Source organism: Ahrensia marina, assembly GCF_042140245.1.
In the GTDB taxonomy this organism is placed as follows: domain Bacteria; phylum Pseudomonadota; class Alphaproteobacteria; order Rhizobiales; family MH13; genus MH13.
Map to the genome: position 1 here is coordinate 328,327 of NZ_CP159483.1, position 13,872 is coordinate 342,198.

Annotated in this window: 14 protein-coding genes, 1 tRNA gene and 1 pseudogene; 10 read left to right on the top strand and 6 right to left on the bottom strand. The window is 57.4% G+C overall.

The window, feature by feature from the left end; all coding sequences use genetic code 11:
* Positions 1–66: 66 nt before the first annotated feature.
* Positions 67–582: a bifunctional 3-hydroxydecanoyl-ACP dehydratase/trans-2-decenoyl-ACP isomerase gene (gene fabA, locus ABWH92_RS01590; protein ID WP_375571537.1), complete on the bottom strand. Its 516-nt coding sequence runs from the start codon at positions 580–582 to the stop codon at positions 67–69.
* 247 nt (positions 583–829) lie between these two features.
* Here fabA and irrA point away from each other — a divergent pair, with 247 nt between their 5' ends.
* On the top strand, positions 830–1,375 hold the full coding sequence (gene irrA / locus ABWH92_RS01595) for an iron response transcriptional regulator IrrA (protein ID WP_375571539.1): 546 nt from the start codon (positions 830–832) through the stop codon (positions 1,373–1,375).
* A 17-nt stretch (positions 1,376–1,392) separates the two neighbouring features.
* On the opposite strand, the gene ABWH92_RS01600 is transcribed toward irrA, so the two are convergent.
* Positions 1,393–2,013: an SH3 domain-containing protein gene (locus ABWH92_RS01600; protein ID WP_375571541.1), complete on the bottom strand. Its 621-nt coding sequence runs from the start codon at positions 2,011–2,013 to the stop codon at positions 1,393–1,395.
* A 139-nt stretch (positions 2,014–2,152) separates the two neighbouring features.
* Here ABWH92_RS01600 and ABWH92_RS01605 point away from each other — a divergent pair, with 139 nt between their 5' ends.
* Positions 2,153–3,154, top strand: a complete 1,002-nt coding sequence (locus ABWH92_RS01605; protein ID WP_375571543.1) for a 2-hydroxyacid dehydrogenase — start codon at positions 2,153–2,155, stop codon at positions 3,152–3,154.
* A gap of 73 nt (positions 3,155–3,227) precedes the next feature.
* Here the strand turns inward: ABWH92_RS01605 and moeB are convergent, their stop codons facing one another.
* Positions 3,228–3,974, bottom strand: a complete 747-nt coding sequence (gene moeB, locus ABWH92_RS01610; protein ID WP_375571545.1) for a molybdopterin-synthase adenylyltransferase MoeB — start codon at positions 3,972–3,974, stop codon at positions 3,228–3,230.
* Between the two features lie 77 nt (positions 3,975–4,051).
* On the opposite strand from moeB, the gene ABWH92_RS01615 reads away from it, so the two are divergent.
* Genes ABWH92_RS01615 through ABWH92_RS01640 form a run of 6 tightly spaced genes read left to right on the top strand, consistent with a single transcriptional unit; the run spans position 4,052 to position 9,645 of the window.
* Positions 4,052–4,723 (top strand): phosphoribosylanthranilate isomerase, encoded by a 672-nt coding sequence (locus ABWH92_RS01615; RefSeq protein WP_375571547.1) that lies wholly within the window; start codon positions 4,052–4,054, stop codon positions 4,721–4,723.
* On the top strand, positions 4,720–5,970 hold the full coding sequence (gene trpB, locus ABWH92_RS01620; RefSeq protein WP_375571549.1) for a tryptophan synthase subunit beta: 1,251 nt from the start codon (positions 4,720–4,722) through the stop codon (positions 5,968–5,970). The genes ABWH92_RS01615 and trpB overlap by 4 nt, the downstream gene beginning before the upstream one ends.
* A gap of 9 nt (positions 5,971–5,979) precedes the next feature.
* On the top strand, positions 5,980–6,426 hold the full coding sequence (gene arsC / locus ABWH92_RS01625) for an arsenate reductase (glutaredoxin) (protein ID WP_375571551.1): 447 nt from the start codon (positions 5,980–5,982) through the stop codon (positions 6,424–6,426).
* 8 nt (positions 6,427–6,434) lie between these two features.
* Complete coding sequence (gene trpA, locus ABWH92_RS01630) at positions 6,435–7,268, top strand: tryptophan synthase subunit alpha (RefSeq protein WP_375571553.1); 834 nt, start codon at positions 6,435–6,437, stop codon at positions 7,266–7,268.
* A 50-nt stretch (positions 7,269–7,318) separates the two neighbouring features.
* Positions 7,319–8,293: an acetyl-CoA carboxylase, carboxyltransferase subunit beta gene (gene accD / locus ABWH92_RS01635; protein ID WP_375571555.1), complete on the top strand. Its 975-nt coding sequence runs from the start codon at positions 7,319–7,321 to the stop codon at positions 8,291–8,293.
* Positions 8,290–9,645: a bifunctional folylpolyglutamate synthase/dihydrofolate synthase gene (locus ABWH92_RS01640; RefSeq protein WP_375571557.1), complete on the top strand. Its 1,356-nt coding sequence runs from the start codon at positions 8,290–8,292 to the stop codon at positions 9,643–9,645. The genes accD and ABWH92_RS01640 overlap by 4 nt, the downstream gene beginning before the upstream one ends.
* A 145-nt stretch (positions 9,646–9,790) precedes the next feature.
* On the opposite strand, the pseudogene queG reads toward ABWH92_RS01640, so the two are convergent.
* Together queG and ABWH92_RS01650 are read right to left on the bottom strand one after the other, a co-directional pair.
* Positions 9,791–10,834 (bottom strand): annotated as a pseudogene (gene queG, locus ABWH92_RS01645) (tRNA epoxyqueuosine(34) reductase QueG); the annotation flags it as partial.
* A complete protein-coding gene (locus tag ABWH92_RS01650) occupies positions 10,815–11,501 on the bottom strand; it encodes a glutathione S-transferase family protein (RefSeq protein WP_375571559.1) in 687 nt (228 codons plus the stop codon). The pseudogene queG and the gene ABWH92_RS01650, both read right to left, overlap by 20 nt.
* 210 nt (positions 11,502–11,711) lie before the next feature.
* Between ABWH92_RS01650 and ABWH92_RS01655 the strand changes: the two genes are divergently transcribed.
* Positions 11,712–12,518 (top strand): undecaprenyl-diphosphate phosphatase, encoded by an 807-nt coding sequence (locus ABWH92_RS01655; protein ID WP_375571561.1) that lies wholly within the window; start codon positions 11,712–11,714, stop codon positions 12,516–12,518.
* 86 nt (positions 12,519–12,604) lie between these two features.
* Here the strand turns inward: ABWH92_RS01655 and ABWH92_RS01660 are convergent, their stop codons facing one another.
* Positions 12,605–13,594: a complex I NDUFA9 subunit family protein gene (locus ABWH92_RS01660; protein ID WP_375571563.1), complete on the bottom strand. Its 990-nt coding sequence runs from the start codon at positions 13,592–13,594 to the stop codon at positions 12,605–12,607.
* Positions 13,595–13,763: 169 nt separating this feature from the next.
* Here ABWH92_RS01660 and ABWH92_RS01665 point away from each other — a divergent pair.
* Positions 13,764–13,850 (top strand) — tRNA-Leu (locus ABWH92_RS01665).
* The last annotated feature ends 22 nt before the right edge of the window (positions 13,851–13,872 follow it).

Here is a 13,872-nt window from a genome sequence, read left to right on the forward strand (position 1 = left end):
GGCGATCTCCTCAAATGGTAAATGCGGAAACCCGCTTGTTCTGCCAAATAGTGTTAGCAGGTGGGATTAGGAAGTCTCATCTTCAAACAGACCGACGCGCATGCCTTGCACTGTGAAGATGGTCTCGCCATCAGCTTTCACCCAACCGTCGGCAATGGCAAGTTTCAGCCGTGAGCGCATGACCCGCTTCATGTCCACGCCGTATTCAACGGTTTTGACATGAGGCTGAACCTGTCCGGTGAACTTTACCTCGCCAACGCCAAGCGCGCGGCCACGGCCCTTCTCGCCCAGCCAACCGAGATAGAAACCGGTGAGCTGCCACAGCGCGTCCAAGCCCAGACAACCTGGCATCACAGGGTCGCCAATGAAGTGACACTTAAAGAACCAAAGATCAGGATTCACATCCAATTCGGCCAACACATGGCCTTTATCGTTGGCACCGCCTTCCTCGCTGATCGACGTGATACGATCAAACATAAGCATGGGCGGCGCGGGCAACTGTGCGTTGCCGGGGCCGAACATTTTGCCTTCGGCACATTCAATCAATTGATCGTAGGTAAGAGATGATGGGCGGTCGGACATACAAGGCTCCCAAGAAGATCAGCCGGGAAGAACGGTAACGCGAGCCGACTGCAAGGTGTTTTTTCAGCGGGTGGTAACAGTTTAACGCCGCAAAACAAGCCCCAGTCGTGTTTAGGCACGTTCGGCCTTTTGTTGGAAAAAACGTCCGGTAAAATGCGAATGACTTGCAAAAAGTGTGTCGCAGCGCCTTGGGTGAGCCCTGCCAACCTTGACCTTTCGCCCGGAAACCGGCACATACGAGAGGTGTATGGGCGTGAAAACGCTGGTTTGTGGTGCGCTGCACAAGCAGTTACCAAAAACCTCGTGGATTTTCATCGTTCCAAATATTTTAGAGATCAGCATGACGGCCTCGATGGACAGCACAGACTTTACAGCGCCAAGTGCCGCATTGACTGCGACCACCGCTCAACTGCGTGCGGCCGGTTTGCGCCCCACGCGTCAACGAGTAGCCCTCGCATCAATCTTGTTTGATGGTGAAGATCGTCACGTCTCGGCCGAATGGCTCTACGACGTGGCCAAGCAATCCGGAGCGGATGTTTCACTGGCCACCGTCTACAACACGCTGCATCAATTCACCGCGGCCGGGTTGTTACGTGAGATCACAGTTGATTCCACACGCACCTATTTCGACACCAACATTGGCGATCACCACCACATGTTCCTAGAGCATGAGGACAAGGTGATTGATGTGCCGTCGAACGCAGTTTCGGTGAACCGACTGCCAGAGATTCCAGACGGCATGGAATTGGTAAGTGTTGACGTGCTGGTTCGCGTCCGACCGAAAGCCGACTAAACCACCGACCGCTGGACCTAGTTGGCCCTAAATGCCTCATCTGGGTACGCACCCCAGAGCGATGTTTGGCGCACAAAACCGCGCCACTGAACTTGTGGGTTGGCCGATGTCACTTCGCACCACGTTCCATCACACTCCAAAATTTCTCCTAGAACGCCGGGCTGAAGCAGAAAACGCGTGTTGGCGTCCTGCGAGGGTGCACGACGCGCTGGGATGGGGTCGCCATCACTCCATGGAGCAATCACCGCCGTGCGGCGCCCGGTTAGCAGATCGTGACGAATCCAGCCCTCGTCCCCCTCCATGTCACGGATTTTTCGCCAATTACCAAACTCGGCTGTGATCTCAACAGGCAGTCCAGAGCGCACGAAAGTCCAGCGGATATCATAAGCGCTACCCGGTCCAACGCGAACATTGGCCTCGTTCGGGCGGATGGAAACAAACCGCGGAAGGGGAAAACCGGTAACAGGGCCTACCGTGACGCCGTTCTGTATGGCGGGCGCCTGCGCGTGCGCAGGCAGGGCACTCCCGACAATCATCGTCATCAAGACGGCGAGGATGAACATAAGCGATTGTGCGAAACTGACGATGCGGATTGGACAGGACATTGTGCGCTGCGATAAGCCTTGAAAAGCAGGCATCACCATGGCTCGCCTTTGGTTTGGCTAGACAAGGATGATTGCGTGCGGTTGTTAGGCCGATAGTGAGCGCAGCAGCGTTAAGATTGGGTCAAAAACCGCCAACCGGCGTTTGATGACCCACATGAAAAGGTGAGTGCAGATGGCGAAGACAAAACCTCAAATCGTGGTCACGCGGAAGCTGCCCGATGTGGTTGAGACGCGCATGCGCGAACTGTTCGACGCCAAGCTGAACACCGATGACCGCCCGATGACGCAGGCTGAGTTGGTCGAAGCGGCTCAAACCGCTGATGTTCTGGTGCCAACCGTTACAGACAAGATTGACGCAGGCGTGCTCGCTCAGGCCGGCCCAAAACTGAAGATGATCGCTCAGTTTGGCGCTGGTGTGGACAATATTGATGTCGATGCTGCCAACAACCGCTCAATCATCGTGACCAACACGCCGGGTGTCCTTACCGAAGACACCGCCGATATGACGCTGGCTTTGATGCTGGCTGTCCCACGCCGACTAAAAGAGGGCGCGCGGTATCTGGTCGATCACGCGGAGAATTGGGAAGGCTGGTCACCCACCTGGATGCTCGGGCATCGTATTTGGGGTAAACGGTTGGGCATTGTCGGCATGGGCCGCATTGGCCAAGCGGTGGCTCGGCGCGCCAAAGCGTTTGGTCTTGCTATCCACTATCACAATCGTCGCCGGGTTGCCGCCGATATCGAAGAAGAGCTTGAGGCCACCTATTGGGATTCGCTGGACCAGATGCTGGCCCGTATGGATGTGGTGTCCGTGCATTGCCCGCACACCCCAGCAACTTTTCACCTGCTTTCAGCGCGCCGCCTGAAACTGATGAAACCATCAGCCTTCATTGTGAACACCGCGCGCGGTGAGATCATCGATGAAGCCGCACTGATCCGGATGTTGGAAAACGATCAGTTGGCTGGTGCCGGGCTTGATGTTTTTGAGCATGAACCGTCTGCCGACCCGAAGCTGATCAAGCTTGCCCGCGAAAACAAGGTGGTCCTACTTCCCCATATGGGTTCAGCCACCTTGGAAAGCCGCATCGATATGGGGGAGAAGGTGATCATCAACATCCGCACCTTCGCCGACGGGCACCGCCCACCTGACAGGGTGCTGCCGAGTATGTTGTAGACTAGTCGCCCTGCCTGCCGCAGGCCGGGCGGTGCACATTCATCGCGCGCTGGGCTATGCTCACCTTTTGGCTTCAGCCATAGGCGATTTCTTCAAACCGCATGGTCAACGCATTAACTAAAAGTAAGCGACCGAGCAGTGGCTCGCCGGCGCCCGTGATCAGCTTGATCACCTCCATTGCCTGCATCGTGCCAAGCATGCCCGTCAAAGCGCCGATAACGCCCACCTCAGAGCATGTTGGCAGCGACCCAGGCGCTGGCGGTGTGGGGTAGAGGTCGGTGAAACGAGGATAGTTGCTACCACCCGGCTTGATACGGTGCGGCGCGATGACGGTGAGCGAACCTTCCCAGACTGACACCGCACCCGTCACCAGAGGGATCTTCAGGGCCTCACAGGCCACGGCAGCATCAGCGCGCGTTTCGAAGCTGTCTGACCCATCCACTACCATATCAGCACCCTTTAGCAGATCGGTCGCATTGTCTGGCGACAGCCTTAGCTGGTGTTTGATCAGCACGACGTGTGGGTTGACCGCTTGGAGCGCAACACTGGCGCTCTCGACCTTAGCATCGCCGATCCGCTCGGTTGGATGGATGATTTGGCGCTGCAGGTTGGACAGAGAAACCGCATCATCATCGATGATCGTCAGCGTCCCGACACCTGCCGCCGCGAGATAGAGCAGGCACGGCGCGCCAAGTCCCCCTGCACCAATTACCGCCACATGGGCAGCCTTCAGTTTCTGTTGCCCTGGCCCACCCACGTCTCGGATGACCAAGTGTCTGGCGTAACGCTCGATTTCGGCTGAAGACAAAGCATTGTTCATGACACGGTCTTAACCCCAGACCGCTTTGCCGTCACCTCATGCTTGCTCCAAACTGCCTGCCCGGCTAGATCACCGCGATGTCTACCGTTGTTGTGAAAATCTGTGGCTTGAGCGAGCCAGAAACTCTGGAAGCGGCACTGGGTGCTGGGGCCGATATGATTGGCCTTGTGAGCTTCCAGAAAAGCCCGCGCCATGTTGAGCTGTCGACGATGGGGGCACTCGCGAACCAGGCGCGCGGTCGTGCTGAGATTGTTATCTTGACCGTCGATGCCACTGATGCGCACCTCAGCGCCCTTGATGACGCAGTGAAGCCCGACTGGTGGCAATTGCATGGGCGAGAGGACGAGAGCCGCGTTAAGTCGGTGCGTGCCAAATTTGGCCAGCCGGTGATGAAGGCGCTGGGCATTGGCTCTGGGGAGGATACGGTCAAAGCCAATGGTTTTGTTGGTATCGCCGATCGAATTCTTCTGGATGCAAAGCCGCCCAAAGATGCGACGCGCCCAGGGGGGTTAGGTGCTGTGTTCGACTGGTCACTTCTCGATACGCTTGACCGCTCGCAACCCTTCATGCTTTCGGGAGGTCTGAACCCCTCCAATGTGGGTGAAGCCATCGTCGCGACCAACGCACCAGGCGTTGACGTTTCTTCCGGCGTTGAAAGCGCCCCTGGCCGCAAAGATGCAGCCATGATCGAACAGTTTATTCACGCTGCCAAAGCAGCCTCCACGCCTAAGATAAGGTCCAGCGCATGACGACATATACAACCGGTTCGGCTGCGCAGCCCAACTCCTTCCGCACCGGCCCCGACGAGGCCGGTCACTTTGGTTTGTTTGGCGGGCGCTTCGTCGCTGAAACGCTGATGCCACTGATCCTCGATCTGGAAAAAGCCTATGAGGACGCGAAAGCCGACCCTGCTTTTCAAGCTGAGCTTGATGGCCTCAACGCGACCTATGCGGGCCGCCCTTCGCCACTCTATTTCGCTGAGCGGCTAACCGAAGAGCTTGGCGGCGCAAAGATCTATTTCAAACGTGATGAGCTGAACCACACCGGCAGCCACAAGATTAACAATTGCCTTGGACAGATTTTGCTTGCCCGCCGCATGGGCAAAACGCGCATTATCGCTGAGACAGGTGCCGGCCAGCATGGGGTCGCCACAGCCACTGTCTGCGCCCGGTTCGGGCTAAAATGCGTTGTTTATATGGGTGCCACCGATGTGGAACGGCAGGCTCCGAATGTCTTCCGCATGAAGCTGCTCGGCGCGGAGGTCATTCCCGTTACGGCGGGTGCTGGTACGCTGAAAGATGCGATGAACGAGGCGCTGCGCGACTGGGTCGCAACGGTGGACGAAACCTATTATTTGATCGGCACCGCAGCAGGCCCACATCCCTATCCGATGCTGGTGCGCGACTTCCAATCGGTGATTGGCAAAGAGTTGCGCGGACAGATGTTGGAAGTGGAAGGTCGCCTACCAGACGCCGCCGTGGCCTGTGTTGGCGGTGGATCCAATGCTATCGGACTGTTCCACCCATTCCTTGACGACAGCGATGTTAAGCTGATTGGCGTTGAAGCGGGCGGGCACGGTGTGGACGTTGAGAACGGCCACGCCGCTTCCTTATCAGGCGGCAAACCGGGCGTACTACACGGCAATCGTACCTTCCTGCTGCAAGATGAGGACGGACAAATTTTGGAGGGTCACTCGATTTCGGCAGGCCTTGATTATCCCGGCATCGGGCCAGAACATTCCTGGCTGAAGGATATCGGTCGCGTTGAGTATGTGCCGGTGACCGACAGCGAAGCACTGAACGCTTTCAAACTGCTGTCGCGCACCGAAGGTATTCTGCCCGCCTTGGAACCCGCTCACGCATTGGCGCATGTTGCAAAAATCGCACCTACCATGGGCAAAGACCAGATCCTGGTGATGAATCTCTGTGGGCGCGGCGACAAGGATGTGCACACCGTTGCGCAGGCTTTGGAAGCTGAAGATGCAGCGCGGCAATAGGGTTCTCGCATGACCATTACGATCTACCACAACCCAAAGTGTGGCACCTCGCGCAACACGCTGGAGATGATCCTCGCTTCTGGGGAAGAACCAGTGGTTATCGAGTATTTGAAAACTCCGCCAAGTCGCGAGACTTTGGTTGAGTTGATCAAGGCGACGGGGCTGTCGGTGCGCGAGGTGTTGCGTAAGAAGGGCACGCCCTATGAGGAGCTTGGCCTGGACAGTCCAGACTTCACCGACGATCAATTGATCGACGCGATGGTGGAGCATCCCATCCTGATGAATCGCCCCATCGTGGTCACACCGCTGGGAACGGTGCTCTCGCGCCCATCAGAAAAGGTGCTGGCGGTTCTCCCAAACGCTGACAAAATCAGCCACTTCACCAAAGAAGACGGTGAGAAAGTGGTCTCGAAAGACTCTCCTGCGGGCGCTCTGCAGGAACAGAGCGGGAAATGAGTGTGTAAATGACAACGCGTATCGAAGCCCGCTTTGCGGCCCTCAAAGAGGAAGGTCGCCCGGCTCTCATGACCTATGTGATGGGTGGTGACCCAGACATGGAAACCTCACTGGGCATCATGAAATCACTTGCTATGTGGGGCGCCGATCTTATCGAGCTCGGCATGCCGTTCTCTGATCCGATGGCCGATGGCCCCTCTATTCAAGCGGCGGCACGGCGCTCGCTACAGGGCGGCCAAACCCTGGCCAAAACTCTGAAGTTGGTGGAGCAGTTTCGCGAAACCGACACAGAGACACCCATCATCTTGATGGGCTACTACAACCCCATCTACATCTATGGAGTGGACGCGTTTCTAACCGAGGCGCTGCGCGTGGGCGTTGACGGCTTGATCGTGGTCGATTTGCCACCCGAGACCGACGAAGAGCTTTGCTTGCCTGCGCTGAAAGCTGGTCTCAACTTCGTGCGTCTGGCTACCCCAACAACCGATGATAGACGCCTGCCAGCCGTTCTCAACAACACGTCAGGCTTTGTCTACTACGTGGCCATTAAAGGCATTACAGGCACCGCAAGCGCTGACCCAGCACAGGTTGGCGAGGCTGTCGCGCGGATCAAACGACACTCAGACTTGCCAGTTGCGGTGGGCTTCGGCATCAAAACGCCCGATGATGCAGCCGGCATCGGTGCGGTGGCTGATGGGGTGGTTGTCGGCTCTGCTTTGGTCGACTCCATAGCGCAGAGCCTTGATGAGGATGGCAAGGCCACCGATATGACGCTAAAAGCGGTGACAGAAATGACCGCACAGCTTGCTGGTGGCGTACGCCGCGCAGCCAAATCTAGCTAGGGTGCTCACCCAAGTCTGGCACCAGCCTTACACCTAGGAGAAATCGCCCCGTGAACTGGATCGACAATGTTGTGCGACCAAAAATCCGCACCCTGTTCTCCTCTTCGAGCCAAACGCCGGAGAACCTCTGGATCAAGTGCCCAGAAACCGGTGAGATGGTGTTCCACCGTGATCTGGAAAACAATGACTGGGTGGTGCCAAGCTCTGGCCATCATATGCGCATGCCGGTTCGCAAGCGCTTGGAGCGATTGTTCGATGAAGCACAGTTTGAACTGATCGAAACGCCGGATGTTGTCGCCGATCCGCTCAAATTTCGCGACGAGCGCAAGTACACTGACCGCATTCGCGATGCGCGCGGCAAGACGAGCGAGCAAGACGCCTTTCTGGTTGCTGCTGGGACCATCCATGCCCAGCCTGTTGTTGTGGCTGCACAAAACTTTGCCTTCATGGGTGGATCGCTTGGCATGGCGGCTGGTGAGGCCTTCATCAAAGCTGCCGAGGTAGCCGTCGAACGTCGCCGTCCCCTGATCCTCTTTGCCGCTTCTGGTGGTGCACGCATGCAAGAGGGTATCCTCTCGCTGATGCAGTTGCCACGCACAACCGTCGCTGTTCAGCGCGTGAAAGAGGCAGGCCTGCCCTACATCGTGGTGCTGACCAATCCGACCACGGGCGGCGTGACCGCCTCCTACGCCATGCTTGGCGATATCCATATCGCCGAACCCGGGGCGCTAATTGGTTTTGCCGGCCCGCGTGTCATCGAACAGACAATCCGGGAAAAACTGCCCGAGGGCTTCCAACGCTCAGAATACCTTCTGGAGCATGGCATGCTCGATATGGTGGTGACCCGCAAAGATATGCGCGACACGCTCGCACGCTTGGTTGATCTGTTCATGAACCCGGTCGCCCTACCAGCGCTGGAGGCCCCTGAAGAGATGACCGAAGAAACCGTTGAGAGCGACGGCGACGGCGAAACGGCTGACGAAGCGCTTGAACCCTCTGCTCAAAGCGAAACGCAACCCGCATGAACGATCCGGTGATGCCCAACACGGGCGGGCGGGCATCCACCGACAAGGTCGATGTTCTTGACCTGCTGCATCGTTTTACCACGCTGCACCCACGCGCCTGGGATCTTGGCCTGGAGCGGCTTGCCCGTCTGCTGAACGATCTGGGTAACCCGCATCTGCGTCTGCCACCGGTCGTCCATGTGGCTGGTACCAATGGCAAAGGCTCCACGATCGCTTTCATGCGCGCCATGCTGGAAGCCGATGCGCGCAGTGCCCACGTCTACACCTCGCCTCATCTGGTGCGGTTCAATGAGCGCATCCGCATCGGCAAGCCTGGTGACGGCCAGTTTGTGTCCGATGCGGCTCTCACCGAAACACTGCTTCACTGCGAACGGGTCAACGCTGGCCAAGCGATCACCTTCTTTGAAGCGACGACGGCCGCTGCCATGGTGCTGTTTGCACAAAACCCAGCAGATGCCACGCTGCTCGAAGTCGGCTTAGGCGGTCGGCTCGATGCCACAAACGTGGTGGAAACGCCGCATCTGTGCGCCATCACGCCGATCTCAATGGATCATATGGGTTTTCTTGGCGACACACTGGAAAAAATCGCCGGCGAGAAGGCAGGCATCTTAAAACGCGATGTGACCGCTGTTATCGGCCCGCAAGAGCCTGCCGCCTTGAATGTTATCCGTGCCGTTGCTGATCGTGTGGGTGCGCCGCTCGTCATCCACGGGCAGGATTACATGGCTTATGAGGAGCATGGTCGCTTGGTCTACCAAGATGCTTTTGGCCTGTTGGACTTACCGCTTCCACGCCTTCCTGGACGCCACCAGATCGCCAATGCTGGCCTTGCCATTGCCTGCATGCGCCACAGCCAGTTTGAGTTGCCAGACCAAGCCGTTGAGACGGCCATGAGCACAGTGACGTGGCCGGGCCGCCTGCAAAAGCTGACGGGCACACTGGCAGCGCTTGCCCCATCTTGCGATGTTTGGCTTGACGGCGGACACAATGCCGGAGGTGGGCAGGCGCTCGCTGAGGCGATGGCCGATCTTGAAGACCGTGTGCCACGTCCACTCTATGTGGTCTCAGGCATGTTGCGCACCAAAGATGCCTCAAGTTTTTTTGAGCCTTTTGCCGGTCTTGCACGCCAAGTGATCGCGATCCCAATTCCTGGGCATGAGAACAGCTATGATACGGTGAGCCTTGCTTCATCGGCGGCCGAGGGCGGCACCTTTGCTTCGGTCTCGCCAAGTCTTGAAGATGCACTGCAAGAAATTGAGATGGCCGCTGGCGAACCGGCACGGGTTCTCGTTTGCGGCTCGCTCTATCTGGCTGGGTACTCGCTGAAAGCCGACGGGTCCGAGCCGGTTTAAACAGGCGCCCCATTGCCCTCATCCCTGTGCTTGTCACGGGGATCCGTTTCCAGGCGCTTTCTGCTCGCTTCCATGATCGGGACCTCCTCGGCATGGATCCCCGCCACAAGGGCGAGGATGACGCCTTTGGTTGTTGCTACTTTCCCGCCAGTTCCACTATCGCCCATTGCGCAGCGTCCCGCACCACGTCTGATGGGTCGGTCAGAAGCGCGTCCACGTGCGGGACTAAGGTTTTATCCTCGCTATTGCCCGCTGCGATCAGGCAGTTGCGCACGAACCTGTCACGCCCGATCCGCTTGATAGGCGAGCCGGAAAAGAGCTGGCGAAACGCAACATCATCAAGAGCAAGGAGATCAGCAAGCTTGGGGGCGTTTAGATCGTCTCGCGCTTTTAGCTTCGTCTCGCGGGCGGTCTCAGCAAACTTGTTCCAGGGACAGACAGCTAGGCAATCGTCGCAGCCATAGATGCGGTTACCCATCGCCTTGCGAAACTCCAGCGGGATGGGGCCTCTGTGCTCAATGGTGAGGTAGGATATGCAGCGCCGCGCATCCAGCTGATAGGGCGCAGGAAACGCGTTGGTCGGGCAAACATCCAAACACCGCGTACAGGACCCGCAATGGTCACTTTCTGGAGCGTCATCAGGCAAGTCGAGCGTGGTGAAGATAGCGCCTAGAAAAAGCCAGGACCCATGCTCGCGCGAAACGAGATTGGTGTGCTTGCCCTGCCAGCCAAGCCCGGCCGCTTCAGCCAACGGCTTTTCCATAACCGGTGCAGTGTCGACGAAGACTTTGACGCCACCTCCCAGTTTGGAGACGACTTTGGAAGCGAGTGTTTTCAGTCGCCCTTTGATGACATCGTGATAATCCCGATTGCGCGCATAAACAGAGATCGTGCCAACATCACCCTGATCAAGGGTGCCCATAGGGTCCGTTGCTGGGCCATAGGATAGGCCCAGCATGATGATCGCGCGCGCCTCTGGCCAAAGCGTCCGTGGGTGGCCGCGGCGCTCCAGCGTTTCCTCCATCCACCCCATTGTGCCGTGACGACCTAGTGCCACAAACCGCTCCAGGCGCGGTCGTAGGTCGTTGATCCGCTCAGCATGTGTGATGGCGCAGGTATCAAAGCCCACATCTCGCGCAGCGGTGTGGATGAAATCGATCTGCTTTTGACTAAAAGTCCGGGTCGTCATAGTGCGCCGGTGGTATCACACCACTGACACGCTCCTCCAGAAGCGGTGCAAAGGAAGGACGGCTTTTGACGCGCGCGTACCACAGTTTGGCGACAGAGCGATCCGCCCACGACACCTCGCCAAGATAGTCCAGTGAGGACAGCGCCGCAGCAAACGCCAGATCGGCCAGGGTCATACGCTCGCCAGCCAACCAGTCGCGGCTCGCCAGAACATGGCCGATATAGTCCAAGTGCCAATCAAGATTATCGCGCGCGATGCGCATGGCGCTGGTATCTGGCGGTCCACCACCCAGATTGGCGGGAATACCACGCTTCTCAGCCTTCTCATGGACGAGAACCGCAGTCACATCATGCTCCATAAGCACCAGAGCCCAATCGACCAGACGTCGCACTTCGGCGCGCGCGGCGACATCGGTTGGCATATGCGGCGCGCCACGATCCTCATGCACTTCGGTGAGATAGCCGACGATCGGGTTGGGACCGACAACCACCAAGTCATCATCGGTCTTCAACACCGGCACAGAAGCGGCAGGATTGAGCGCCAGAAACTCTCGGCGACGCTCCCATATCTTTTCTTGTTCCAGGTGCACTGCCTGCCCGTATTCGGCCAACACAAGGCGAACAAAGCGCGAGGAAGCATCAAGCGGCAATTGGTAAAGCGTGGTCATGAAGCCGTCACGGTTGATTGGAAGAGCAAGACGGAAAAGGCTTGGCGGGTCTGACGACGTCTGATGGCCAAACCAAGGCGCTTGTTCAATCAGGTGTGCATCGTATAGGCACGGACCGCGACAGCCTCAAGTCGTGCAGACTTATCTTTACACTCATCTGCTAGGCATCGTTATCAACGGCCTAGCACCTCTCCCCACAACGGACCTTCCATGACCTTAGAGACTTTTTTCAACGCGCTTATCCTCGGTCTGTTGGAAGGGCTTACTGAATTCATTCCAGTGTCTTCAACAGGGCATATTCTTTTGGCTGGCCATTTTCTGGGCTTTGAGAACGAAGGTAAAATCTTCGAGGTTCTCATTCAGCTCGGCGCTATCTTGGCCGTCCTTTCGGTCTACATGGCCAAGCTTTTAAAGATAGCCGCTGACTTGCCATCCAGCTCCAAGGCGCGCCGGTTCGTTGCAGGCATTGTTTTGGCCTTCCTTCCTGCCGCCGTGATGGGCGTTCTTTTTCACGAACTCATCAAGACTGTGCTTTTTGAGACCCCTGCCCTCATCTGCACCACCTTGATCATCGGCGGTATCATCTTGCTGCTTGTCGACCGCATGACGCTTCAGCCAAAATACACCGATATTATGGACTACCCCCTGTCTATGTGCCTGAAGATCGGACTTTTTCAGGTGCTGGCTCTGATCCCAGGCATGTCGCGGTCAGGCTCAACTATTGTGGGTTCGCTTCTGATGGGCACGGACAAGCGCTCAGCAGCAGAGTTCACGTTCTTCCTCGCCATGCCAACGATGGCGGGGGCGTTCGTCTACGATCTTTTTCAAAACCGCGACATCGTTACCACCGACGGATTGATGGTGGTGGCTGTTGGCTTTGTGGCAGCCTTCATCATGGCGGTGATCGTGGTGCGCTGGGTGCTTGACTATGTGAGTCAGCACGGCTTTGCCCTCTTCGCCTGGTGGCGGATTATCGTTGGATCGATCGGCTTTTTGGGGCTAGCGCTTCTAGGGTGAAACCAACGCTCTCACGCTGAACTGGAGCCTCTACCAAGGTGCTGCCAGACCACGGATCACTTGAGCATCCGAAGTTTGATCATTCATCAGGGCTTAGCGCCAAGCGCAGCATACTGACCGTGCTTACGGTAGCGCCAGAGGTAAGTTGGAATGATCGCGTCAATAGCTGCTGGATTCAGCCCGAGACCCGTTAGTGTGCGCCCCTCATCGCTTGCGTCCTGCGAAACGACATTGTCGTTGGCAAGCATTTTCACCTGATCAACGGTCAAAATCGGATTGGGCAGAACTTCAAACACTTTGGCCTGAAGCTCGGCCACACGTGTTGGCATGGCGATGATCGGGCGCTTGCGGTCAATCACTTTGAGCATGCGCTCCATGAGGCCCTCAAAGGTATCCACCTCTGGTCCACCCAGCTCGTACGTCGCGCCGGGTTTTGCTCCACCATCGACAGCCATCGCCACAGCATCGGCGACATCGCCGACATAAACCGGCTGGAACTGTGTTTTGGGTCCGACCACGGGCAAGATTGGCGACATACGCGCCATGTTGGCAAAGCGGTTGAAGAACTCGTCTTCTGGCCCGAAAACAATGGACGGACGCATGATGATAGCGTCAGGCACCGCGGCGTGAACCGCCTTTTCACCCTGTGCTTTGGAACGTGCATACTCGGCTGGTGAGTTTTCATCCGCGCTGATCGCCGACACATGCACCAGATTGGTGATACCGGCTTTTTTGCAGGCCTGAGCAATGAGGCCTGGCCCTTCAGCTTGTACCTTCTCAAAGGACTGCTTGCCGGACTCGTGCAAAATGCCGACCAGGTTCACAACAGCATCGACGCCTTCAATTGCACGCTCCACGGACCAACCATACCGCAAATTGGCTTGAATGGCCTGTACCTGCCCGACAGCACCCATGGGCTGTGTATGACCAGCCAGATCAGGCCTTCGTACGGCAACGCGCACGCGGTAGCCTTTTTTTGCAAGCTCACGCACGATGTAACGACCGAGAAAGCCTGAGCCGCCAAACACGGTGACAAGTTTGCCATTGAGCCCTGCATTGCCGGGGGTATCAGCCATGACGCCATTCGTCCTTTGTGGATGTCCGTTAGCGCTGCTCTACCGTGCACAGCAACGTGTGCGCAAGCCGGTGAATGGTCTCACCTTCGCCGAATGGTGGGTTCTTTGCACAGGCCGTTGACAGGACCGCACGCCAGCCGTAATGCATCGCGCTCAACCTTACCCACTTGCCCAGGTGGCGGAATTGGTAGACGCGCTGGCTTCAGGTGCCAGTGATCGCAAGATCGTGGAAGTTCGAGTCTTCTCCTGGGCACCACTATTGCTCTGTTCTGAGCATT